The organism is Waltera sp. (genome assembly GCF_046969025.1).
Lineage (GTDB): Bacteria > Bacillota > Clostridia > Lachnospirales > Lachnospiraceae > Acetatifactor > Acetatifactor acetigignens.
This window is the reverse complement of the sequence record NZ_JBKVQF010000005.1, coordinates 1-24,974: the sequence shown is the minus strand read 5'-3', so window position 1 is coordinate 24,974 and position 24,974 is coordinate 1. Positions and strand designations below refer to the sequence as shown.

General features: G+C 48.4%; 26 protein-coding genes. 25 read left to right on the top strand and 1 reads right to left on the bottom strand.

Annotated elements, in window-relative coordinates; translation table 11 throughout:
- The first annotated feature begins 38 nt into the window (after positions 1-38).
- The 24 genes from ACLTOH_RS03620 to ACLTOH_RS03505 all read left to right on the top strand — a co-directional run bounded on the left by ACLTOH_RS03620 (position 39) and on the right by ACLTOH_RS03505 (position 22,696).
- Entirely contained in the window at positions 39-401 is a 363-nt protein-coding gene (locus ACLTOH_RS03620) for a rod-binding protein (protein WP_022311842.1), read from the top strand.
- A 133-nt stretch (positions 402-534) separates the two neighbouring features.
- Positions 535-2,781, top strand: a complete 2,247-nt coding sequence (locus tag ACLTOH_RS03615; protein WP_227061711.1) for an ATP-dependent RecD-like DNA helicase — start codon at positions 535-537, stop codon at positions 2,779-2,781.
- A gap of 26 nt (positions 2,782-2,807) precedes the next feature.
- Positions 2,808-3,545, top strand: coding sequence for a ComF family protein (locus ACLTOH_RS03610; RefSeq protein ID WP_022311844.1), 738 nt, complete (start codon positions 2,808-2,810; stop codon positions 3,543-3,545).
- Between the two features lie 20 nt (positions 3,546-3,565).
- A complete protein-coding gene (locus ACLTOH_RS03605) occupies positions 3,566-3,970 on the top strand; it encodes a flagellar protein (protein WP_227732189.1) in 405 nt (134 codons plus the stop codon).
- 21 nt (positions 3,971-3,991) lie between these two features.
- Positions 3,992-4,378 (top strand): hypothetical protein, encoded by a 387-nt coding sequence (locus ACLTOH_RS03600; protein ID WP_178024427.1) that lies wholly within the window; start codon positions 3,992-3,994, stop codon positions 4,376-4,378.
- A gap of 30 nt (positions 4,379-4,408) precedes the next feature.
- Positions 4,409-5,602 (top strand): hypothetical protein, encoded by a 1,194-nt coding sequence (locus ACLTOH_RS03595; RefSeq protein ID WP_412223398.1) that lies wholly within the window; start codon positions 4,409-4,411, stop codon positions 5,600-5,602.
- 15 nt (positions 5,603-5,617) lie between these two features.
- Positions 5,618-6,493, top strand: a complete 876-nt coding sequence (cdaA, locus tag ACLTOH_RS03590) for a diadenylate cyclase CdaA (RefSeq protein ID WP_172594813.1) — start codon at positions 5,618-5,620, stop codon at positions 6,491-6,493.
- The gene (locus ACLTOH_RS03585; RefSeq protein WP_118668620.1) at positions 6,490-7,776 is read left to right on the top strand and encodes a YbbR-like domain-containing protein; all 1,287 of its coding nucleotides are present in this window, start codon (positions 6,490-6,492) and stop codon (positions 7,774-7,776) included. The genes cdaA and ACLTOH_RS03585 overlap by 4 nt, the downstream gene beginning before the upstream one ends.
- A gap of 25 nt (positions 7,777-7,801) precedes the next feature.
- Positions 7,802-9,151 carry a phosphoglucosamine mutase gene (gene glmM, locus ACLTOH_RS03580; RefSeq protein WP_022311850.1) on the top strand — a complete coding sequence of 450 codons (1,350 nt, stop codon included), beginning with the start codon at positions 7,802-7,804 and terminating at the stop codon, positions 9,149-9,151.
- A gap of 142 nt (positions 9,152-9,293) precedes the next feature.
- Positions 9,294-9,557, top strand: coding sequence for an HPr family phosphocarrier protein (locus tag ACLTOH_RS03575; RefSeq protein WP_022311851.1), 264 nt, complete (start codon positions 9,294-9,296; stop codon positions 9,555-9,557).
- Between the two features lie 193 nt (positions 9,558-9,750).
- A complete protein-coding gene (locus ACLTOH_RS03570) occupies positions 9,751-10,764 on the top strand; it encodes a CPBP family intramembrane glutamic endopeptidase (protein ID WP_337763197.1) in 1,014 nt (337 codons plus the stop codon).
- 46 nt (positions 10,765-10,810) lie between these two features.
- Complete coding sequence (locus ACLTOH_RS03565; RefSeq protein ID WP_022311853.1) at positions 10,811-11,518, top strand: acyl-[acyl-carrier-protein] thioesterase; 708 nt, start codon at positions 10,811-10,813, stop codon at positions 11,516-11,518.
- Positions 11,519-11,545: 27 nt separating this feature from the next.
- Entirely contained in the window at positions 11,546-12,394 is an 849-nt protein-coding gene (locus tag ACLTOH_RS03560) for a S1 RNA-binding domain-containing protein (RefSeq protein ID WP_412223396.1), read from the top strand.
- 76 nt (positions 12,395-12,470) lie between these two features.
- Positions 12,471-12,662, top strand: coding sequence for a YjfB family protein (locus tag ACLTOH_RS03555; protein WP_022311855.1), 192 nt, complete (start codon positions 12,471-12,473; stop codon positions 12,660-12,662).
- 232 nt (positions 12,663-12,894) lie between these two features.
- The gene (locus ACLTOH_RS03550) at positions 12,895-13,980 is read left to right on the top strand and encodes a PucR family transcriptional regulator (protein ID WP_117465944.1); all 1,086 of its coding nucleotides are present in this window, start codon (positions 12,895-12,897) and stop codon (positions 13,978-13,980) included.
- A gap of 233 nt (positions 13,981-14,213) precedes the next feature.
- Positions 14,214-14,900 carry a cell division ATP-binding protein FtsE gene (gene ftsE / locus ACLTOH_RS03545; protein WP_117466002.1) on the top strand — a complete coding sequence of 229 codons (687 nt, stop codon included), beginning with the start codon at positions 14,214-14,216 and terminating at the stop codon, positions 14,898-14,900.
- Positions 14,890-15,825, top strand: a complete 936-nt coding sequence (gene ftsX, locus ACLTOH_RS03540) for a permease-like cell division protein FtsX (RefSeq protein WP_262593569.1) — start codon at positions 14,890-14,892, stop codon at positions 15,823-15,825. The genes ftsE and ftsX overlap by 11 nt, the downstream gene beginning before the upstream one ends.
- A 101-nt stretch (positions 15,826-15,926) precedes the next feature.
- A complete protein-coding gene (locus tag ACLTOH_RS03535; RefSeq protein ID WP_337763199.1) occupies positions 15,927-17,162 on the top strand; it encodes a murein hydrolase activator EnvC family protein in 1,236 nt (411 codons plus the stop codon).
- A 201-nt stretch (positions 17,163-17,363) separates the two neighbouring features.
- Positions 17,364-18,665, top strand: a complete 1,302-nt coding sequence (locus ACLTOH_RS03530) for a S41 family peptidase (protein WP_412223395.1) — start codon at positions 17,364-17,366, stop codon at positions 18,663-18,665.
- Between the two features lie 131 nt (positions 18,666-18,796).
- The gene (locus ACLTOH_RS03525; RefSeq protein WP_022311912.1) at positions 18,797-19,519 is read left to right on the top strand and encodes an amino acid ABC transporter ATP-binding protein; all 723 of its coding nucleotides are present in this window, start codon (positions 18,797-18,799) and stop codon (positions 19,517-19,519) included.
- Positions 19,520-19,632: 113 nt separating this feature from the next.
- Positions 19,633-20,562, top strand: coding sequence for a transporter substrate-binding domain-containing protein (locus tag ACLTOH_RS03520; protein WP_337770524.1), 930 nt, complete (start codon positions 19,633-19,635; stop codon positions 20,560-20,562).
- A gap of 30 nt (positions 20,563-20,592) precedes the next feature.
- A complete protein-coding gene (locus ACLTOH_RS03515; protein ID WP_022311910.1) occupies positions 20,593-21,321 on the top strand; it encodes an amino acid ABC transporter permease in 729 nt (242 codons plus the stop codon).
- Positions 21,314-22,078, top strand: coding sequence for an amino acid ABC transporter permease (locus tag ACLTOH_RS03510; RefSeq protein ID WP_117465940.1), 765 nt, complete (start codon positions 21,314-21,316; stop codon positions 22,076-22,078). Before ACLTOH_RS03515 ends, ACLTOH_RS03510 begins: the two co-directional genes overlap by 8 nt.
- Before the next feature lie 24 nt (positions 22,079-22,102).
- A complete protein-coding gene (locus tag ACLTOH_RS03505; RefSeq protein ID WP_022311908.1) occupies positions 22,103-22,696 on the top strand; it encodes an AAA family ATPase in 594 nt (197 codons plus the stop codon).
- Here ACLTOH_RS03505 and ACLTOH_RS03500 read toward each other — a convergent pair.
- On the bottom strand, positions 22,677-23,621 hold the full coding sequence (locus ACLTOH_RS03500; RefSeq protein ID WP_337762862.1) for a C39 family peptidase: 945 nt from the start codon (positions 23,619-23,621) through the stop codon (positions 22,677-22,679). The genes ACLTOH_RS03505 and ACLTOH_RS03500 overlap by 20 nt on opposite strands.
- A gap of 185 nt (positions 23,622-23,806) precedes the next feature.
- Here ACLTOH_RS03500 and ACLTOH_RS03495 point away from each other — a divergent pair, with 185 nt between their 5' ends.
- The gene (locus ACLTOH_RS03495) at positions 23,807-24,916 is read left to right on the top strand and encodes an HD-GYP domain-containing protein (protein ID WP_243026381.1); all 1,110 of its coding nucleotides are present in this window, start codon (positions 23,807-23,809) and stop codon (positions 24,914-24,916) included.
- Positions 24,917-24,974 lie beyond the last annotated feature (58 nt).

Here is a 24,974-nt window from a genome sequence, read left to right as displayed (position 1 = left end):
GCCCGTCGCATTACCGTGGAATTTAGAAAGGATAAATTATGGATATCTCTTCTATATACGGCAGTTCCGCTCTGGACAGCACCGCATACACCAATGCGGCGAACCAGACGGCTTCCAAATTGCAGAACCAGTTAAACGGTTCGGATTACACCAAAGCAACAGACGATGAACTGATGGATGCCTGCAAGCAGTTCGAGGCTTATTTCCTGGAGCAGATGTTCAAGGAAATGATGAAGACCATCCCTGAGAGCGATGAGACTTCTTCTTCCAACTCCCAGCTTATGGATTACTATAAGGATGAGATGGTACAGCAGATCGCATCCGACTCTACGGAGCAGAACAGTCTGGGACTGGCACAGATGCTATATGAGCAGATGAAGCGTAATTACAATCTTGAGTAGCGACTTCGGGCTGCCATTTCTGGCAGCCCTGATCTTTTTTATCTTACGCCGCCACCGCGGTGACCTCTTCCCAATTCGGAGAGAACAGCCTTGAAACCCACAAATCAACAGACAGATAGTATGAGGAATAAAAATGGAGACGATTACAGGTTTTGTAGACCATATTGTGTTTCAAAACAGTGAAAACGGATATACGGTAATGATCCTGTCGACAGAAGGGGAAGAGATGACCTGTGTCGGTATGTGCAAAGGACTGACCCAGGGAGAAAATATTTCCGCAGAGGGAGAATACATAGAACATCCCGTATACGGCCGACAGTTCAAGATCCAGAGCTACGAGACCGTAACACCGACCGACCGCGTGGGAATGGAACGGTATCTGGGTTCCGGAGCAATCCGGGGAGTCGGTGAGGCACTGGCAGCCAGAATCGTAAAAAAATTCGGAGACGATACTTTCCGCATCATCGAGGAGGAGCCGGAGCGTCTGGCTGAGGTAAAGGGGATCAGCGAACGCAAGGCACAGGAGATCGCTATCCAGATGGAAGAAAAAAAGGATCTCCGGGAAGCACTGGTCTATTTACAGCAATACGGAATCAGTAATACTCTTGCCGTAAAAATATATAATACCTATGGTATGGAAATGTACAGCGTTATGCGGGAGAATCCCTATCGCCTGGCAGAGGATGTCAGTGGTGTGGGATTCCGTATCGCGGACGAGATCGCAGGGAAGATCGGCATTCATACCGACTCGGATTACCGCATCCGCAGTGGCATTCTGTATACCCTGCTGCAGGCGGTGGGAGAAGGTCATTGTTATCTGCCGTTGGATCTTCTGCTGCGCAGAGCTTCCGAACTATTGGGGGTATCAGAGGAAAATATCCGTCCTCAGGTGGATAACCTTATCATGGACCGAAAGCTTGTGGCAAAGGGAGAAGCAGTATTTGCTTCCTCTTATTACTATGCGGAGTTGAATTGTGCCAATATGCTCAGGAATCTGAATATCCCTATGGTGGAGGCAGAAAATCTTCCCTCCCAGGATGCAGCGATCCGCAAACGTCTGGAACGCATGGCGGAAAATCTGTCCATGGAACTGGATGAACTGCAGCTGAAAGCGGTGGAGGAAAGTATCAAAAATGGCCTGTTTATCCTGTCCGGAGGTCCCGGCACCGGAAAAACCACCACCATTAATATGATCATCCGATTCTTTGAATCGGAAGGCATGGACATTTTTCTGGCAGCACCTACGGGCAGAGCAGCCAAGAGAATGACGGAAGCCACCGGATTTGAGGCGAAGACCATTCATCGTCTGTTGGAACTGAACAGTGCCCTGTCGGAAGACGACACCAGAAAGGCAAATTTCGAGCGGAACCAGGAGAACCCCTTAGAGGCGGATGTGGTGATCATTGATGAAATGTCCATGGTGGATATTCAACTGTTTCAGGCGCTTCTGAAAGCAATTCTTCCGGGAACACGACTGATCCTGGTGGGAGATGTGGATCAGCTGCCCAGTGTGGGACCCGGACAGGTATTGCGGGACCTCATGAACAGCCGGGCGTTCTCCACGGTAACTCTGGAGAAGATCTTCCGGCAGGCCGGACAAAGTGACATTGTCGTCAATGCCCATCGGATTAACAGAGGAGAGCAGATCACTCTGGACAATAAGTCAAAGGATTTCTTTTTACTGGAAAGAAATGACGTAAATGTCATATATAAGCACATGATCCAGCTGATTCAGGATATGCTGCCCAGATATGTGGGAGCCACCTCCTTTGATATTCAGGTACTGACCCCTATGAGGAAGGGAAGTCTGGGCTGTGAGACGTTGAATGAGATCTTACAGCGTTATCTGAATCCAGCGGATCCTCATAAAAAGGAGCATGCCTATGGCAATACCGTTTTCCGGGAAGGCGATAAGGTCATGCAGATCAAAAACAATTACCAGATCGAATGGGAGATCGTCGGGAGATACAATATTCCCATCGACAAGGGAATGGGCGTATTCAACGGAGATATGGGAAGGGTTAAGGAAATCAATGATACCATGTCCACACTGCTGGTGGAATTCGATGACGGAAGACGGGTCAACTATCCTTTCTCGGCATTGGAGGAACTGGAACTCTCTTATGCCATTACGATCCATAAGTCCCAGGGAAGCGAATATCCTGCGGTGATCCTGCCACTGTTGGGCGGCCCCAGAATGCTGTTCAACCGCAACCTTCTGTACACCGGAATTACCCGTGCCAGGAACTGTGTCACCATTCTGGGAAGCAGTGAGACCGTGCGGAACATGATCGAGAATGTCAGCGAGAATCGCAGATATACGGGATTGGAGCAGCGGATCCGGGAGATCTGCTGCCTGCCGGAAAATGATACACCGTAGACGGAAAACAAAACGGGAGCCTGAGATTGCAGAAAGAGATCAGAAAAACCATAAGCAAAATAAAGGAAACGGGATTACAGCTGCTGTTTCCCGGAAGATGCCCGGTCTGTGACGGGATCGTCCGTCCTTTTGGCAGGAAAATCTGCCCGGAATGTCTGCCTAAATTAAAGCCGGTGACGGCTCCGTGGTGTATGCGTTGCGGAAAGAAACTGGCGGAGGAACGGGAGTATTGCGGTGATTGTATGCACCGGGAACATAAATACGACAGAGCCAGAACTTTATACGAATACAGGGATGTGGCTCCGTCAATCTATCGTTTTAAGTATAGTGGACGGCAGGAATACGGCGATTTTTTCGGAGAAGAAATGGCGCGTCTGTTGGGAGATTTTATCGGCCGGGTGCGTCCGGACGTTATAGTTCCGGTGCCGCTGTACCGTGGGAAACTGCGGAAAAGAGGATATAACCAGGCAGCATGTCTGGCAAGGGCTTTGGGCAGAAGCCTGGAACTGCCGGTGGATGAGAAACTGGTAAAACGGGTGAGAAATACAGCACCGATGAAGCATTTAAATCCCACAGAACGGCAAAATAATTTGAAAAAGGCTTTTATTATAGGCAGAAATGATGTAAAATTATATGACCGGATTATTCTGGTGGATGATATTTATACAACAGGTACGACCCTGGATGAGATCGCAGCACTGTTAAAAGAGCACGGAGTGTCAAAAGTGTATTGCGTGACATTGGCCTGTGGGTCTGGTGTATGATCAGGAAGGTGTGAGATACTATGAATATAAGAAATTGCAGAATGTGCGGACATATTTTTAACTATGTGGCAGGACCGTTTCTGTGCCCGCATTGCCGTGAGAAGATGGAAGCCAAGTTCCAGGAGGTAAAGGAATACATCCGTAATAACCCCGGTGTAAGTATTCAGGATGTATCGGAGAACTGTGACGTGGAGCCGTCCCAGATCCAGCAGTGGCTGAGAGAAGAGAGACTGGAACTGACAGAAGGATCCAGTATTCTGCTGAACTGTGAGAAATGCGGAGCACCGATCCGCAGCGGAAGATTTTGCGAAAAGTGCAAATATGATATGGCCATGGATCTGCAGAGTGTACTGCCGAAGAAGCAGACTGCGCCCCAGCAGAGCCCCAGAACATCCAGAGACGGAGAAAGAATGCGTTATCTGTAAGCATTTGTAAGCGGAGGAATTATGCTGAACGAAGAAAAAGTCATACTGATGACGCAAATGGCATCTTATGAAGAGAATGAAGGCAAAAAGAATATGGCCATCGGCCGTTATTTCCGCAGTGACTACATTGCCATACAGGTGTTGAAGTCCATTCTGTGCGCGACGATCGCGTATGGAGTCTGCTTTGCGTTGTTTGTGTTCTATGATTTTGAGAATTTCATGCAGGATATTTACAAGATGGACCTGATCGGTTTTGGAAAAAATGTTCTGCTGTACTATGGAATAACGGTTGTAGTGTATGGAGCGGCATCTTATCTGATCTGCTCTCTGCGCTATGCACGGGCGAAAAAGAGCCTGAAATGCTATTATAACAATCTGAAGAAGTTGAATTCCATTTACAATGAGTAAACGGCCTACACAGATTGACCTGGAGGAAATATGACTGCTTTACTGGAATTAAGAGAGAATCTCAAGAAGATCTACAGCAGAAATGAAGCTTTTATTCTGCCGGTGATCAAGTTTTTACTCAGCTTTATCGTGCTGAGCATCATAAACGGCAAAATGGGATATATGACAAAGCTGGATAACATGGCCATCGTGCTGATCGTATCGCTGCTGTGTTCTTTCCTGCCCACCGGATTTATGGCTTTTTTTGCAATGATGTTTGCAGTGCTTCATATGTATGCACTCTCTATTGAAACCGCGGCGGTTGGGCTGGTTGTTTTCCTGTTGCTGTATCTGCTGTTTCTCAGATTTACCGCGAAGGAAGCACTGGTAGTGGTACTGACCCCGGTGCTTTGTATGCTGAAGCTGCCCTATGTGATGCCTGTGGCAATGGGACTGATCGGAACCCCGGCGTCCTGCGTATCTGTAGGCTGCGGTGTTGTGGTGTATTATCTGCTCCAGACGGTGATCACCAATGCTCCGACCATCAACTCCATGGGAGCAGAGGAAGCCACTGCCAAACTGCGCCTGCTGATTGACGGAATGCTGGGGAACAAGGCAATGCTGGTGACGATCGCAGCATTTGCCATTACCGTGATCGTGGTGTATCTGATCCGGAGAATGAGTGTGGATCACTCCTGGACCATTGCCATGGTTGCCGGCGTTATGATCGAAGTGATGATCCTGCTGGTGGGAGATCTGATGTACGATACCAATCTCTCCATCGTCAGCGCACTGTTAGGTGCCGTTGTTACGCTGATCGCCTGCAAGATCATAGAATTTTTCCGATTCTGTCTGGACTATAGCAGAACGGAGAAAGTACAGTTTGAAGATGACGAGTATTATTACTATGTAAAGGCAGTGCCCAAAATGACAGTTGCGGCGCCCACCAATACAGTGAAGAAAATCAATACACAGCGACGTCCGGCAGGTCAGCAGACCAGAACCTCCGGACAGGGTACGAGATCTGCAGGCCAGACCTACAGAAGTACGGCACATACCGGCAGGCCCTCAGAAGGAACAGGCCGAAGTGTTGTGACAGAACGTACCCCCGCCAGAAACGGAGTTCCTTACGGACAGCAGGGCGGTTACCGCGGACACGAGATGTCCGGTGGCAGAAGTGTCACCATAGGCGGCAATCACGCGAATCCTCAGGATGACTCCGATGATTATGAAGAATTGTTCTGAAGGGATTAATGGAAAATGCAATTAGGGGATAAGCTGGCAGAATATATTAAAAATTTCAGCAGTTACCGCACAACCATGGATTTCGGCGATGTGGCCGAGATCCTGATCATTGCGGTACTGCTGTATTATGCGTTAGTGTGGATGAAGACGACCCGGGCATGGGTATTGCTCAAGGGTCTGGTTGTCATCCTCATTTTTTTGCTGTTGGCTTATTTTTTCCGTATGACTACCATCCTGTGGATGGCCCAGAATGTCCTGGGCTTTGCGGTGACAGCCCTCATAGTGGTACTACAGCCGGAATTGAGAAAGGCATTGGAGGAACTGGGCAAGAAGAATATTATCAGTTCTGTATTACCTTTTGACAACAATCATCGTGTGGACGAGGGATTTTCCGAGAAGACCATTAATGAGATCACCAAAGCCTGTGTGGAGATGGGCAAGGTCAAGACCGGTGCCCTGATCGTTATCGAACAGAAGGTTTCCCTGCGGGATTATGAGAGGACTGGAATCGATGTGGATGGTATCGTGACCAGCCAGCTGCTGATCAATATTTTCGAGCACAACACCCCGCTGCATGACGGTGCTGTGATCGTACGGGGGAACCGGGTAGCCTCTGCCACCTGTTATCTGCCGCTGTCGGATAACCTGGGACTGAGCAAGGAACTGGGTACCAGACATCGTGCCGGTGTGGGTATCTCGGAGGTGACAGATTCCCTGACGGTGATCGTATCCGAAGAGACGGGTAAGATCAGCGTTGCATACGAAGGAAAGCTGGAGCGGAATCTGGATGCGGAGACTCTTCGCGACAGAATGCATAAGATCCTGAACAATACCGGAGAGGAACACAAAAATCTGCGAATCTGGAAGGGAAGGAGCCGTGAGAAGAAATGAAAAAATTACTGACACGTAATCTTGGACTGAAGCTTGCTTCTCTGGTGCTGGCCTTTGTATTGTGGTTTCTGGTGGCACAGATCTATGATCCGAAGGACACGGTAACCTTCAATAATATCCAGGTCAGACTGATTAACACAGATCTGCTGGAGCAAGAAGGAAAAGTATATGAGGTGCTGGACAACAGTAATCTGGTAAGAGTAACGGTAACAGGCCCCCAGAGTATTGTAAAATCCGAATTGCGCAGAAACGATATTGTAGCGGAAGCGGATATGAGCAAACTGACAGATATCAATACGATCGCCATCACTTATTATTGTGAGAATATCAGCAACGATTCCGTGGAGATCAGGGGTAATCACGATTCCGTGCGCCTGAATGTGGAAGACAAGACCAGCAAATGGATCAAACTGGAGAGCACCACGCTGGGAGAGGTGGCATCCGGTTATATGATCGGCAATGTAACGTTGGATCAGACCAACATCGAAGTAACCGGACCTAAATCAGCGATCTCACAGATCGATCATGCCGGAGTGGACATCAATGTAGCAGATTCCACCAGCAGTCTGTCGGCTAATGTGGACATTAAGCTGTATGATGCGGACGACAATGAACTATCTCTGGAAACTGTCAAGAAAAACGTGGATTCTGCGCATATGACAGTAGAAGTGCTGGCAACGAAGGAAGTACCGGTAGAGATTGAATATATGGGTGTACCTGAGGACGGTTATATGGCTACCGGTGAAGTAGAGAGTAGCAGGTCTACAGTGAAGATCGCCGGAACGGCATCAGCACTGTTGGGAGTATCTGCCATTACCGTACCGGAGGATCGTATGAATATTACCGGACAGTCCAGCGATCTGGTGGATATCATTAATCTGAAGGAGTACCTGCCCGCTAACGTCAGACTGGCGGATAAGAGCTTTGACGGCAAGATCACTGCAACGGTATACATTGAACCGATCGCGACCAAGGACCTGTCCGTACCGGCAGAGAACATTACGATCAGCGGTGTGCCGGAGGGAATGGAGGCAGAGATCACTACAGAGGCGGAGACTTATGATATCACGGTATCCGGCCTGGACAGAGATATCAGTATTCTGCGGGATGATACGGTGACGGGAGTACTGGATCTGGAGAAATGGATGAATGACAACAATGTAGAAGAACTGACACCGGGAAATTACACGATCCCTGTGACGTTTAACCTGTCGGAGGATATCATGGTAGAAAATGATGTCAATATCCACATCCGACTGAAGAATCAGGATACAAATAATTAAAAGATAGAATGAGAGGTTTTTTATCATGGCTAGAATGTTTGGAACAGATGGTGTACGAGGAATTGCCAACGAGGAACTGACTCCGTTGCTTGCCATGCAACTGGGGCAGGCAGGAGCCTATGTACTTACGAAGGAAAATGAGCACAAACCCACGATCATGGTGGGTTGTGATACCAGAATTTCCGGAGATATGCTGGCGAATGCGTTGATGGCAGGAGCCTGCTCCGTAGGAGCCAACTGTGTCTACGTAGGTGTGATTCCCACTCCTGCGGTTGCTTATCTGACCAAGAAATACAAAGTAGATGCCGGCGTTGTGATCTCCGCATCCCACAATCCGGTAGAGTTCAATGGTATTAAATTCTTTGACGGTAACGGCTATAAGCTTCCCGATGCCATGGAAGATGAGATCGAGGCATTGATCCGTAACAATATGCCCGGTATCAAATTTCCCATCGGTCCCGGAGTCGGCAAGATCAAGTACCGTACCGATGCCAGAGAAGAGTACATCAATCATGCCATGAGAGCGGTCAATGTGGATCTGACCGGACTGAAGATCGTGGTGGATTGTGCAGAGGGTGCCTCTTTCTATACATCCGTAGAATGCCTGAAAGAACTGGGCGGCAGCGTGGTGGCCATCCACAACAATCCGGACGGTACCAATATCAATGCCAACTGTGGCTCCACCCATATGGAAGAACTGCAGGCCAGAGTGGTCTATGAAAAGGCCAATGTCGGTCTGGCCTTCGATGGAGACGCAGACAGACTGCTGGCTGTGGATGAGAACGGTAATATCGTCGATGGTGACCAGATCATGGCAATCGTAGGCAACTACATGAAGAGCAAGGGTACTCTGAAGAAGGATACCATCGTGGCAACCGTTATGAGTAATCTGGGATTCTTCCTGATGGCAGAGAAGAATGCCATCCATATGGAGAAGACCAAGGTAGGTGACCGCTATGTACTGGAGCGCATGAAGGAGATCGGCGCCAGCCTCGGCGGCGAACAGTCCGGTCACATTATTTTCCTGGATGAGAATACCACCGGAGACGGACTACTCAGTGCACTGCATCTGCTGCAGGTCATGGTGGATACCGGAAAGCCTCTGTCAGAACTGGCTAAGGTGATGGAAGTACTGCCCCAGGCACTGGTAAATGCCAAAGTGGCCAATCACAAAAAAGAGAAATATATGGAATATCCGGAGATCGCAGCAGCCATTGGGAAACTGGAAGAAAAATTCGCCGGAGAGGGCCGCGTCCTGATCCGTCCTTCCGGAACCGAACCGCTGGTAAGAGTCATGATCGAAGGAAAGGATCAGCAGGTGATCCAGGAAGAAGCACGGAAGCTTGCCAACCTGATACAGGATATCATGTTCTAGCAGACAGATTCCGAAAGTTGTCTGGTAAAAGCCCTTGTGAATGCTTTTCATTCATGCTATGATAGAAATGTAAATGAAAAGTAAAATCATAAACACTAGAGAAAATAATGCAGAATAATATAGATATTGGAGGGTTTGTTATATGGTAAGTCAGAAAGTCGTAATCAAGAATCCCACGGGCCTGCATCTGCGTCCCGCCGGAATTCTGTGCAAGGAGGCAATGCAGTTCAAGTCATTGATCACCTTCAAATTCCGTGAAAATACTGCAAATGCCAAGAGCGTACTCAGTGTATTGGGTGCTTGCGTAAAATGTGGGGATGAGATCGAATTCGTATGTGAGGGTGAGGATGAGGCAGAAGCCCTGAAGACCCTGGTAGAAGCCGTAGAGAACGGTCTGGGAGAATAACAGGATCGTCATAGAGGAAGATTACAGAGGCTGTGCATATTGAAGATGCGCAGCCTTTTCCTATGGAACTGTCTTAAGCCATGGAAAAAATAGTTTCATACACAAAGGATTTATGCTATGCTGTAACTATTCAGAGCGGATTTAGAAAATGTGATTCTGAAAAGTTTATAGTACATGAGGGAGAGAAAATTAAATGGAAGAAAAAAGCATGAAGAAAAGTTTTTCCAGCTTAGGTTTCCGATTCCTGATCGGAACACTGGTCACCTACGCAGTGCAGATGGGAGTAATGACCATCGTAGGTGCGGTGAAGCCGGAATGGCTGCAGGACACCACCATAAGCCTGATCCTGGCAGTATTACCACTGTATCTTGTGGGTATGCCGGTTCTGATCGCTGTGGTAAAGCGGATGCCCGGGGAAGCACCCGCGAAGAAAAGCATTACACCGGGACAGTTTGTTCTGGCGCTGATCATGTGTTTTGCACTGATGTATTGTGGTAATCTGGTGGGAACGCTGATCACCACTGTCGTAGGGGCATTAAAAGGCTCCGCAGTGGACAATGCACTGATGACCTATGCCACCGGATCCAATATGATCGTTACATTTCTCTATATGGTGATCTGCGCGCCGATCCTTGAGGAATATATTTTCCGGAAACTGATCGTGGATCGTACCGTAAAATACGGACAGGGAGTAGCTGTTGTTCTGTCCGGTCTGATGTTCGGATTGTTCCATGGCAACCTGAATCAGTTTGCCTACGCATTTTTACTGGGAATGTTTCTGGCATTTCTGTATGTGAAGACCGGAGAACTGAAAGTGACCATCGGCTTGCATATGTGCATTAATTTTATGGGTGCCGTAGTCAGTGTACTGTTATTGAAAGCAATCCATCTGGAGGAATACCAGGAAGTCATTATGAACGGGGCAGATTCACAGGCTGTCATGGACTACATGATGAAGTACCTGCCGGGATGGATCGGCTATATGATCTATGTATTGTTTATTCTGGCAGTATTGGTTACGGGAATCGTATTGTTCATTGTATATCGTAAGAAGCTGAAATTAGAGCCGGGACAGATTGCAAAGGGACGGAGATTCAAGACCGTGATCGGCAATCCGGGAATGATATGCTACTGTATTTTCTGGATCGCCATGATCATTATCCAGATGTTCCCGGAGATTGTTACGGCAATTACGGGAAATCTGTAAAAAGAACGGCTGTGGCAGAACATCGCCGCAAAGGAGATCGGAAGTTATGTACGCATTTGACAGTAGAATACGTTACAGCGAGACAGACAGTGAAGGGTATCTTACGCTGGACGCATTACTGAATTATTTTCAGGATTGTTCCACCTTCCATTCGGAGGATGTGGGGCTGGGAATCGGTTATATGAAGGAGATTGGTCAGGTCTGGGTCCTTTCCTCTTGGCAGATCGTGGTGAACCGTTATCCGAAATTAGGGGAAAAAGTAAAGATCGTGACGCTGCCCTATGAGCTAAAAGTATTTTTGGGATACCGTAATTTTGCCATGCTGGATGAACAGGGAGAATATCTGGCGAAAGCCAATTCCTTATGGAGTCTGCTGGATGTCGGCACCGGCAAACCGGTAATGGTGAACGAAGCCATGCATAAGGGCTACGAAATAGACGAAAAGCTGGACATGGAGTATGCCCCCCGCAAAATTGCCGTGCCGGAAGGTGGAGAACTGTTGGAACCCATCGTGGTGAAAAAACACCACCTGGACACCAACCATCATGTAAACAATGGGCAGTATGTAAATATTGCCATGGAGTATCTGCCGGATGATTTTGTGATCCGTCAGATGCGGGCGGAATACAAGAAACAGGCATTCCTGGATGATGTATTGCATCCGTATGTAGTGTCTACAGAGAATGACTACGTCATCTGCCTGCAGGACGAAGCCGGTAAACCTTATGTATCAGTGGAATTTCAGGGACAGTAATCCTATGCTGTCAGAACAGGAGAGAACGTGGAATTGAGATTAGGCGAAAAACAGACGCTGGTAATAGTGAAAAAAGTAGAATTCGGAGTGTATCTGGCAACGAAGGAAGCACCGGAGGACAAAGTGCTGCTGCCGGCGAAGCAGGTGCCGGAAGGAGCAAAGGTCGGAGATGAACTGGAAGCATTCCTGTACCGGGATTCCAATGACCGTCTGATCTCTACGACGAGAACCCCGAAGCTGTGTATGGGACAGGTGGCTCTGCTCACTGTAGTACAGGTAGGGAAAGTAGGTGCCTTCCTGGACTGGGGACTGGAGAAGGATCTGCTCCTGCCCTTTAAGCAGCAGACCCGCAAGGTAAAGACCGGAGAACAGGTGCTGGCAGCCCTCTATATCGACAAGAGCGGCAGACTGTGTGCGACCATGAATGTCTATGAACATCTGCGCACGGACAGCCCGTACAAAAAAGACGATAAGGTAACCGGCCGGATCTATGAGATCAGCAAGAATTTCGGTGCGTTTGTGGCAGTGGATAACTGCTTTTCCGGACTGATCCCGAAAAAAGAACTGTTCGGAGATACCGAGCTCAGGATTGGCGATCAGGTCACTGCCAGAGTGGTAAAAGTGTTGGAAGACGGTAAGCTGACACTGAGTGTCCGGGAAAAAGCCTATCTGCAGATTCAGAAGGATGCGGAGAAGATCGAGAGACTGCTGGACAGCTATGAAGGTTCTCTGCCGTTTAATGATAAGGCGGCGCCGGAGGTCATTGCCCATGAGACCGGCATGAGCAAGAACGAGTTCAAGCGCGCGGTAGGACATCTGTTAAAAGAAGGCAAGATCCAGATCACGGAGAAAAATATTCGCAGGGTGCGTGGATAGTGTGGAAAAAACAAAAAAAGTGTGCTATAGTAAGAACGTAATCTGAGAGATATGAACAGATACAGGAGGTGTTATTATGGATATCGCAGGATTATCAATGTCAATGGCTTCAAATAATCTGCAGACGAAAATCGGAACGGCTGTGCTGAGCAAGGCGATGGATACGAACGAAGCACTGGGACAGGGAATCGTCCAGATGATTGATTCCGCTGCTATGGAGCGCAGCGTAACACCGGAACTTGGTGCGAATATCGATCTGCGGATTTAGCGCAGAAATAATACATAATAAACGCTAAGACAAAAAGAGTTCGGAATATTAGTTTTCCGAATTCTTTTTTTGCGCGTATTTAAAAGAAAAAGGCATTTTTACTAAAAAATGCATAAAAAACTATTGCATTTTTACCAGTTTTTCTGTAAATTTATATATGATATGGACTCTCATATCATTTTTCGGGGTTATAGCAAAAGAGAAGTATGTTTGGGGACTGAAGGAGCAGAAGATGATATCAAATCAGATTTTACAGAACACCATTGAAGGATTGAAAGGAATCGCCAGAGTGGAATTGTGTGTCATGGATGTGGATGGCAAGGAAGTAGCAGCCACCATGGATATGGGCAACTGTTCCAAGCCCGCGGTGGAATTCGCGGCATCACCGGCGGACTCCCAGGAGATCCAGGGATATCAGTATTTCAAGATCTATGATGAGCAGCAGCTGGAGTATATTCTCGTAGCCGGAGGTACCGGTGAGGATGTCTATATGATCGGCAAAATGGTTGCGTTTCAGATCCAGAATCTGCTGGTGGCCTATAAGGAGAGATTTGATAAGGACAATTTCATCAAGAATCTGCTGCTGGATAATCTGCTGCTGGTGGATATTTACAGCCGTTCCAAGAAGTTGCATATTCAGACAGACGTGCCCAGAGTGGTCATGATCGTGGAATCTGCGGGAGGCAAGGATAATAATGTCCTGGAACTGGCCAGAACTCATTTTGGCAGCAACAGCAAGGATTTCATCACAGCGGTAGACGAGAGCAACGTGATCGTGGTGAAAGAATTCGCAGAGACCGATACCGGCAAAGAAATTGAAAAATCGGCAAGAGCACTGGAAGCGGCTCTCCTGAAGGAAGGTATCCGTGAGATCCGTATTGCATACGGTACCATTGTACATGAGATCAAAGAAGTCAGCCGTTCCTACAAGGAAGCAAAGATGGCTCTGGATGTAGGCAAAATCTTCTTTGACGAGAGAGATATTATCGCATACAGTGAACTGGGAATCGGCCGTCTGATCTATCAGCTGCCCATTCCTCTGTGCAAAATGTTTATCCGTGAGATCTTCGGAGGCAAGAGCCCGGATGATTTTGATGAGGAGACCCTGACGACCATTTACAAGTTCTTCGAGAACAGCCTGAATGTGTCAGAGACCTCCAGACAGCTGTTTATTCACAGAAATACGCTGGTATATCGTCTGGATAAGTTACAGAAGAGTACAGGGCTGGATCTGCGGGTATTTGAAGATGCCATCACCTTCAAGATCGCACTGATGGTCGTAAAATACATGAAGTATATGGAAACTTATGAGTATTGATTTCTTTGGCGAGAAAGCCTCAAATGAGCAAACAACAAGTTAACTTGTTGTTTAGAAGAGCATCGTAGATGCGATTTTGCGAATGAGGCTCTGAATAGGGATCAATATGGTAGCACAAAGGCAGCAACTGTCCGCAGGGTGGGATCTTACGGACAATAGAAAGGCATGATCATAAAATGACAAGAAAAGAAACACAAAGGCTGAAAAGAGAGCGGATTATTGAGGAAAACGGAATCATTTTCCTGGACAACGTCAGCAAGTCTTATTCCTCAGGTTCTCCGGCACTGAATGGTGTGTCGTTAAGCATCGGAAGAGGGGAATTTGTATTTATTGTAGGTGACAGCGGATCCGGTAAATCCACGTTGATCAAATTACTGCTGCGGGAGCTTACAGCAACCAGCGGCAGTGTTTATGTTATGGGAAATGATCTGGCGAAATTAAAGCACAGACAGATCCCCCGTTTTCGTCGTAACCTGGGTGTCGTATTCCAGGATTTCCGACTGCTGAATGACCGCAATGTCTATGAAAATGTAGCATTCGCACAGCGTATCGTAGAGACTCCCGTCAGTGAGATCCGCAGAAATGTTCCTGCGATTCTGGCAACTGTGGGACTGGCAGGCAAATATAAGGCCAAGACCAAACAGCTCTCCGGCGGTGAGCAGCAGCGTGTTGCACTGGCCAGAGCGCTGGTGAACAATCCTTCCGTACTGCTGGCAGATGAGCCCACCGGTAATCTGGATCCCAATAATTCCTGGGAGATCATGAAATTGCTGGAGGAGATCAATGAGAGCGGCACCACGGTAGTCGTGGTCACCCATAACCGCGAAATCGTCAATGCCATGCAGAAACGAGTGATCACCATGAAAAAAGGTGTGATCATCAGTGACGAAGAGAAGGGTGGGTATATCGATGAAGATTAGTACACTTTTTTATACGATCAAGCAGGGATTTGCCAATATTTTCCGGAATAAATGGTATTCTCTGGCATCCATTGCCACGATATCCGCATGTCTGTTTCTGTTTGGACTGTTCTATTGCATCGTGGCCAACTTTCAGAATATCCTGAAGACTGCAGAAGAAGGTGTATCCGTTACGGTATTTTTCCACAGTGATATGGATAACTGTGAGAGTCATGTAGACGGACAGATCCCGTCCGAACAGCGCCTGGAAGAGATCGGACAGGAGATTGCCAAGCGTGCAGAGGTATCCGAGGTACAGTTCCAGTCTGCAGATGATGCATGGGCAACCTTCGGACCGGATTATTTCGGTGAGGATTATGCAGAAGGATTCCCCGAGAATCCACTGGCAGGAGAGGATACTTATGAGATTTTCCTGAGTGATGTCTCCATGCAGGATGCACTGGTGACCTGGCTGCAGTCCATTCCGGAGGTGCGCAAGGTCAACTATTCCGAAATGACAGCCAACACACTGAGCGGTCTGAACCTTCTGATCGCCTACGTGTCCATGGGAATCATCGTGATCCTGCTGGCAGTCAGCATCTTCCTGATCAGCAATACCGTAGCTATCGGTATTTCTGTCCGTTCTGCGGAGATCAATATTATGAAATATATCGGCGCTACCGACTTTTTCGTGCGTGCACCCTTTGTGCTGGAAGGTATGCTGATCGGTCTGATCGGTGCGGCAGTACCGCTGGGACTGATCTATTCCCTTTACAATTATGCGTTGAACTATGTGATCAACCGTTTTACGGTACTCAGCGGCTTCCTGAATTTCCTGTCTGTGGACGAGATATTCCATTTCCTGATCCCGGTATCTCTGGGTGTCGGTGTGGGTATCGGTTTCCTGGGAAGTATCGCTACTGTAAGAAAGCATCTGCACGTGTAAATACAATTCCAGCAGATAACCCGGATCCTATTTGTCATGATGTGTGCGGAGTGTGGCTCTGCACTGCATCATGACATTTTAAGAATGGAGACTAAATCAAATTGAATAAAAAGAAAAAAGGCTTCCTGTGCCTGGCACTGTGCCTGATCCTGACGGTTTCCTTCGGCATGCAGGGATTGCGGGTAAATGCGACCAATATGTCATCCATTACCTCTGACAGTATCCGGGACAAACAGGATCAGATCAAACAGGCGGAAAAAGAACGTGAACAGATGAAAAGCAATCTGAGCAATTTGGAGCAGATCAAGAAAGACCTGGAGACACAGAAGACCAATCTGAAAAATTATGTAACCCAGCTGGATCAGAATCTGAGCCAGATCGAACAGAATATTGCGGATCTGAAAAATAAGATCACAGCAAAAGAAGAAGAAATTGCAAAGACCCAGGCGGAACTGGATGCGGCACTGGAGAGAGAAGAAAATCAGAAAGATGCCATGATCCGCCGCATAAGAATTATGTATGAGAAAGGGGATTCCTACATCCTCGATATGATGTTGAAAGCAGAAAGCTTCAGTGATTTCCTGAACCGTGCGGATTTCATGGATCTGATCATGGCTTATGACAGACAGCAATGGAAAGACTTCATGGAGAACCGTAAATATATTGAACTCTGCAAAGAGGAACTGGAAGAGGAGAAAGCCATTCTGGATGAGGCCAAGGCCGGCGTGGAACAGGAGCAGGCCAATATGGAGGCTCTGATCGACCAGAAGAACCGGGATATCACCGCTTACGAATCCGATATTACCAACAAGGAACAGGCCATCAAGGAATACAAGCAGTCCATTGCGGATCAGGATGCGGAGATTGCAGCCCTGGAGGCTGCTATTGCCGCAGAGAAAAAAAAGATCCTGGAGGCCAGTGGTACTGTGCTGACTTACGATGGCGGTACCTTTAAGTTCCCGCTGGCAACCTATACCCGGATCTCGGATGATTACGGCAACCGTATCCATCCGACACTGGGAATCGAACAGTTCCACAACGGCGTGGATTTCGCGGCGCCCAAGGGCACGGCTATTTATGCGGCCTATGACGGACAGGTGGTGGCAGCCACTTACAGCAACACCATGGGCAACTACGTGATGCTCGACCATGGTGGTGGACTGTATACGATCTATATGCATGCCTCGGCATTATATGTATCCAAGGACGATATTGTGGTCAGAGGAGAGACGATAGCCGCAGTGGGCTCCACCGGACGTTCCACCGGCAACCATCTGCACTTCAGCGTGCGTAAGGATGGAGCTTACACATCCCCTTGGAACTACTTGTCGCAATAGTTCTGTAATCGCAGGGCACGTGACTGCTTGCAGGCAAAGTGCTCTGGCGATTAGCAGAACAAACATACATGAGCAAGTAGGGCGATAGCCCGGAATGCGAATGTATGCAGCATTTCGAGAGTGCGAAGCACGGAGAAATGCGTGTTGCGACAAGAAGCAGGACGTGTTGCGACAATATCTTGGAAATAAAGGAGAGCATTTATGGAGGAAAATAAGGAACTGGAAACCACCACCGAAGAACAGGCTTCTGTAACTCCGGCGGCAAATAATGGCGAGAAAAAAGGCTTATTTCTCAGTGGCCTTATCGTTGGCTTTGCGGCCACGTTGCTGATCGTGGGCGGTATCTTTATCGCTTTTCAGATCCACAACATCATGACCATGAAGGATGATGTGGCAGCACAGGTATCCTATGGAGAAGATTCCGCGGTCAATGCACAGACCATTAAAAAACTGCAATTGCTGGAAGACACTGTGAAGGAGAACTTTTATCTGAGTGAGGTCACCAATGAACAGCTGGAAGACGGTATGTTCCGTGGCCTGATGGACTCTCTGGATGACCCGTATTCCGAGTACTATACCGCAGAGGAGCTGAATGAACTGACGGAACAGACACAGGGCATTTACTTTGGCATCGGTGCCTATGTCAGCATGGATTCCGAGACCAATCTGCCCAAGATCAGCGGCGTGATCGAAGGAGCACCGGCAGCTGATGTGGATCTGCGTGCCAACGATATTATCTATGAAGTGGACGGTGTCTCCACTGCAGGTAAGACGTTGACGGAAGCGGTGAATATGATCCGCGGAGAAGCCGGGACCACAGTGGATCTGACCATTGTCAGACAGGGCGCCGGGGATTATCTGCACGTCACCGTGGAGAGAGCCAAGGTAGAGAGTCCCACCGTAAAATACGAAATGTTGGATGACAATATGGCATATATCCAGATCGTGGAATTCGACGATGTGACCATAGACCAGTTTACCGATGCACTGGCAACCGTGAAGGGCTCCGGCATGGAAGGCCTGATCCTGGATCTGCGGGGCAATCCCGGTGGAAGTCTGGACGCAGTGGTTAAAATTGCCAGAAAGCTGCTCCCGGAAGGCATGATCGTATATACCGAGGACAAGGCAGGCAAGCGCACAGAGTATACCTGTGACGGCAAGACTCCTCTGGAAGTACCTCTGGTGGTACTGGTGGATATGAACAGTGCCAGCGCCTCCGAGATTCTGGCCGGAGCAATCCAGGACTACGGCGTTGGAACCCTGGTAGGTACCACGACCTTCGGTAAAGGAATCGTACAGCAGATCATGCCCTTCACCGACGGATCCGCCATCAAGATCACCATCAGCGCTTACTATACTCCCAATGGCCGCAATATCCACGGAACCGGTATAGAACCGGATGTGGAATGCGAGTTTGACGCGGAAGCATACTACAACAGTGATGATCCGATGGACAATCAGCTGGAGAAGGCAAAAGAGGTCCTGAAAGAATTAATGAAATAAAAGTCTTGACAAAGCGCACAAAACTGTATATTATGTAACCCATAAAAACAAAGGCGTTTTTACCGGATCGGTAAAAGCGCCTTTTTCTATTATCAAAAATTCCTGCCCGGAACGTAGAATGGAGGAGCAAAATGATCAGACTGGAAAATGTATGTAAGAATTTCGGAGATCTCCAGGTACTGAAAAATGTAAATCTGGAAGTAAAAGAAGGCGAGAAGCTGGTTATCATCGGACCCTCCGGTTCCGGTAAATCCACCACCGTGCGATGCATGAATTTCCTGGAGGAGCCTACCAGTGGTCAAGTATATATCGATGGACAGAAGCTGACCCATGCGAACAAGACCAAGATCATCCGGGAGTCCATCTCCATGGTATTCCAGCAGTTCAACCTGTATCCGCATATGACGGTATTGAAGAACCTGACCATAGCACCCATGAAGCTGCATCACAAGAGCAAAAAGGAAGCCGAGGATCTGGCTTATCATTATCTGGATGTGGTAGGACTCAGGGATAAGGCTCATGTGTATCCCACAACACTTTCCGGCGGACAGCAGCAGAGAATCGCCATAGCGAGAGCCCTGTGTGCACAGACGAAGATCATTCTTTTCGATGAGCCGACTTCCGCACTGGATCCGGAGACAATCCAGGAAGTACTGGATGTCATGATCAAGCTGGCTAAGGAAAACATCACCATGGTAGTGGTTACCCACGAGATGGGATTTGCCAGACAGGTGGCGGACCGTATCGTATTCATGGCAGACGGACAGATCATTGAGGAAGGTACGCCGGATCATTTCTTCGACAATCCTTCCAACGAACGTGTAAAACAGTTCCTAGGCAAGATCATCCGTTAGACCGCAGCATTACATAACAGCAGGTCTATCCACGAAGTCATATTTACAGCATGTCAGTCAGAAGGCTTCGTGTTTAGATATATAAGTAAAGGGAATTAAAGGAGGAAAACGTTATGAAAAATCTAAGAAAATGGACTGCATTGGCAGCAGTCATGGCAATGACTGCAACTTTATTTACTGGATGCGGCAGCACTGATGCCCCCGCTTCCGAGGCAACAGCACCTGCAGCGGAAAGTACCGCAGCAGCAACCACAGAAACAGGAGCGGAAGCTCCTGCAGCAGACGGCGAGCTGGCAGCAGACGTACAGGCAATCGTAGACCGTGGTGTATTGAGAGTCGGCGTTAAAAATGCAGTAGTAGGCTTTGGCTTCCAGGATACCCTGACCGGTGAGTATTCCGGACTGGAGATCAGCCTGGCTGAGAAGATCGCAGAGAGCCTTGGCGTGGATGTAGAGTTCACCGCCGTAACCGCAGCTACCAGAACCGAGCTTCTGGATTCCGGCGATATTGACTGTGTACTGGCTACTTTCACCATCACCGATGAGAGAAAGCAGAGCTGGGATTTCTCCACTCCTTATTTTACAGACTATGTAACCGTACTGGTAGAGGATAAGAGCGGCATCAGCTCCCTGGCAGACCTGGTAGACAAGAAGGTCGGTGTATCCTCCGGATCCACTTCCGCAAAGGCACTGGTAAAGGCTATGATCGATGCAGGCCTGATCGATGGCAGCGGATTTGATGCAGATACCTTTGATCCCGCACTGTGGACTACCGGAATCTCTTTCCAGCAGTATGATGACTACCCTGCAATCTCCACCGCACTGAGTGCCGGTGAAGTAGATGCCTTCTGTGTAGACAAGTCCATTCTGGCTATTTACAAGACTGACGGACGTTCCTACATCGACGACAAGTTCTCCCCTCAGGAATATGGCGTGGCTACCACTAAGGGTTCCGGCTTCTCTGCATACGTGGATGAACTGGTACAGGGATGGCTGGCAGACGGTACCATTGACAGCCTGATCACAGAGAACGGATTAGAGTAAAAAAGAAAAAAGTAACTGGGAGGAAACACTATGTCTGGTATTATTTCAGCAAGAGCCTGGGGCAAGGTCTGGGCGTACAGGAGCACATTCCTGTTAGGACTTCTGAATACTGTGGAGACAGCATTTTTTGCGATCCTGTTATCGCTGGCACTGGGTGTGATCTTTGGCCTGATGGCTACCAGCGGAAAAAAGGTATTGCAGATCATCAGCAGAGTCTATGTGGAGATCATGCAGAATACACCGATTTTGCTTCAGCTGTGTTTCTTCTACTATGCGCTGGCTTTTTCCGGTCACAGTATCGGAATCCTGCCGACAGGTATCGTTGCACTGGGCGTATACACCGGAGCCTATATGGCCGAGGTGGTGCGCGCGGGCATCGAGGCCGTCCCTAAGGGACAGTTCGAGGCGGCTGTGTCCCAGGGATTCACTTATGTGGAGCGGATGTATTATATTATCCTGCCCCAGAGCATCAAGATCATTCTGCCGCCCATGGTGAACCAGATCGTAAACCTGATCAAAAATACCTCCTGCCTGTATATTATCGGCGGAGCGGATCTGATCTCGCTGACTTACAGCTTTGTCACCGGTGAAAATACCGGTGGAGCCTATGCTCCGGCCTATCTGGTCAGTGGACTGTTATTTTTCGTTATATGTTATCCCCTCTCCAAGACAGCCAGTGTCTGGGAGATCCATCTGAAGAAAAGAGACCAGCGGGTGACATTTCAGAGAACAGAAGGGACGGTGACGGACAATGAGTAACCTGGAAGCAAGCTTTTCCATACTGGGACAGAAAGGTGTTATGGCCTACATTCTCAAAGGTACGGTATTCACTCTGATCATTGCCCTGATCGCTGTTGTGCTGGGAATCGTCATCGGTTCGGTACTGGCCCTGTGCAGAAACTACTGCACAAGCAAAAAGACGAAAATATTTGGCATGATTGCCACTGTATACATAGAAGTATTTCGAAATACACCGTTGCTGCTGTGGATCTTCATATGCCTGGTATTCTGCCCCTGCCCGGAGCTGTTCAACCGGAAACTGTTCGGGCTGACCACAGTAGAGACCAAGCTGTTGTTCAAGGCAGCAGTTGCTCTGATCCTGTTTACCTCTTCCGTTATTGCGGAGATCATCCGCGGAGGACTGAATTCCATCGCACATGGACAGTTTGAAGCCGGCCACGCACAGGGATTCAATGTAGTACAGGTCATGATCTATATTATTCTGCCGCAGGCTTACCGCAATGTCATTCCTACCCTGTTGAGTCAGGTGATCACCACCATCAAGGACTCTTCCTATCTGGCAAATGTGGCGACTATCGAACTGATGGCCCGGACCAAACAGCTGCTTTCCGCAGCCAGCCGTTACAATGGTACTGGCAATGTAAACGTATCGGATGTATTTGTGCTGTTTGGTGTAGCTGCATTGATCTATTTTATCATCAACTACACACTGTCCTGCGTGGTACGTACCATGCAGAAACGGCGGAAGAGACCGGTACGTGTGACCGCAGATTAAACGAGAAAAGAAAAGAGGATATCCATGGAACAGTATGTGATCACGATTTCAAGACAATTCGGAAGTATGGGACGTTCCATTGCCAGGGAACTGTCCGAAATACTGGGAATAGAATTCCTGGACAGAGATATTGTGGAGGCTACGGCGAAGCGCATGGGCCTTCCGGTATCTGTCATCAGCGATGAAGAAGAGAGTATGAAGTCTACTTTCTTCCGGAGGCAGTATCCGCTCGGAATGGGAATGTCCAGCCTCAAGGATGAGATCTTTCTTACCCAGAAAAATATCATCCGGGATTTCGCAGCCAAGGGATCCTGCATCATTGTGGGACGCTGTGCGGACTATATTCTGGAGGATATCCCGAATCATCTGAATGTGTATGTCTATGCCCCCGATGAGGCAAGGCTGAAAAACTGTGTGGAGAACCTGCAGATGGATCCCCAGACGGCAAAGAAAATGATGCGGGATGTGGATGCTGCCAGAAACCGTTACCACAAAGCCTATATTCCCGGCTGGCAGAGCGTTTTCGACCATAAGGATCTCATGATCGACAGCAGCCGGTTCGGCATCGACGGCACAGCAAAGATTCTGGCAGACATTGTTAAAAACCAGTGGGGCTGATGGTCCACAGATTTTTGATCTGCGGAGACAGCGTGTCATAATCCCAGGTGCGGGAAGAATTGCTTACCCGATTGGGATCTTTGACGCAAAAGCCCGTGTCATCATAATCATAGAGCAGGATATAGTGGCCGGAGGTGGTGAAATCCCCCGGCCGCATGCTGCATACGATAAGTTTGCCCTGATCCAGGGCTGTTTTCATGCTGTTTTCAACCAGGGGAAGTTCCTTGCCGGACAGGCCGAGGGCAGGAAGCCCTTCGGTCCACAGGGACCAGCTGGTGCCATTTTCCGTATAATAACCGTTCTTTTCACAGTAGGAGGCAATCTCTCTCGGGGTGCCGTTCAAATCGTGGGTGAAATAGACATAGACCATGGACAGACAGGTGGGACCACAGCCGGCGAGACCGATGATGCTATCACCGTAGGACTCGTAGCCCCAGCGCTTGTCCCATTGCAGGAGCAGAGGCACCTGTCCAATGAGAACATCGGAAGCAAGATCGATGGACCGTCCCAGATAATTTTGTCTGTTGGGGTAGTCTGCCACGAAATCCGCGGCTTCGGCATTATTTTGGGCAAGCTCGGCCAGTGCTTCCGTGATGTTTACGGTATCTGCGGTGGTAGAGAGACTTCCGGCAGCGTCAGATTCATTTTCTTCCCGCAGTGCAGCAAAATCATATTGGACAACCGGCAGATCATACCGGGCAGTCAGCTGATAATACAGATGATTGACGGCAGGAAGAATCTCATGGCCGTAATCCTGCCAGAAAGAGACTGCGGTCAGGAGCAACACGATGGCAAATGAGACCCGGAGGAAGCAGACTATGCGTTTTCTTCTGCGGATCGCCCGCTTCCTGCGGAGCATCTCCTGCCTGGAAATTCTGCGGCGGCGTTGTTGCACCGGAACCTGATAAGCTGCATTTGTATTCATAGAAATCCCTCCCGTTAGAACCTTTTTGACAAAATAACCGTCTTTTCTATAGAAGAGTATAAAGGATTGTCCCATAAAAAGTCTTTTAAGCAGTTTTAAGCTTTTTGACAGATATCTTTAAGAATTCATGAAGATATGTTACAATAAAACATGGACCAAAATCATTCGGAAAGGGGAAGGGACCGATGATCAGGAGAAAATATGTTCCGCTGCGCATTGTGCAGCCGGGGATGATGATCGATCAGGCAATCATAGACCGTGCAGGCCGTGTACTGATCGCCAGACGTACCCGACTGGAGGATTTCCATATCGATGCGCTGAAGAAAATGGGGGTTACAGGAATCTATACCTGTGAGGGTACAGAGGATGTGAAGCCGGCGGATGCGGACAAGCCGCAGGAACTGCCGGAACCATTACAGAAAAAATATGAACAGGTGAAGGTGAAGGATCCTGCCAAGGTACAGATCTCAGAGAGCGTGCGAAGCCGTGTGGCACAGGGAGTGCAGTATTTGTATCAGGATACGCAGTCACCGGATTTTACCAATGCTTCCCGGAGTATTACGGATGACCTGTTGCGGGCTATTGAGGATAATGATGCAGTAGCAGTGGATATCGGTGCATTGAAGATCAGTGATGAGTACACTTTCAAACATAGTGTGGATGTGGCAACGATGTCCATGATCGTGGCGCAGAAATACGGACTGGATGACAAGCAGGTCTACGAGATCGGAATCGCAGGACTTTTACATGATATCGGAAAATCAAAAGTACCCAATGAGATCCTGAATAAGGCGGCGCGGCTGACGGATGAAGAGTTTGCCATTATGAAGCAGCATTCCGTGTACGGATATCGTATTCTGCAGTCTAAGGAAGATCTGTCCATGGAGATCAAGCTGGGTGTGTTACAGCATCATGAGAAAATGAACGGAAAAGGATATCCTATGGGGATCACAGGGGACAAGATCGACCTGTTTGCCAGACTGATCTCTGTGTCGGATATTTATGATGCATTGGTGACGGAGCGGCCGTATAAGAAGCCGTTTTCTCCCAGAGATGCCGTGGAAATGATCATGTCCATGACGGAAGAACTGGATATTACAGTTATGCGGTGCTTCCTGGAGAGCGTTATTCTCTATCCGGTAGGCACAGATGTGGCATTGAGCAACGGAGAGACCGCCCGTATTGTGGAGAACGTTCCCAATGCGGTGCTGCGCCCCAAAGTTCTGGGTCTCACCACCGGCAAAGTGTACGACCTCGCCAATGATGTGAAATGCGCGAATGTAATTATATTGTAAATTGAAAGTTAGTTAAATACATTGGCAAAATCCACGAACTCCCGGAGCATGCGATACA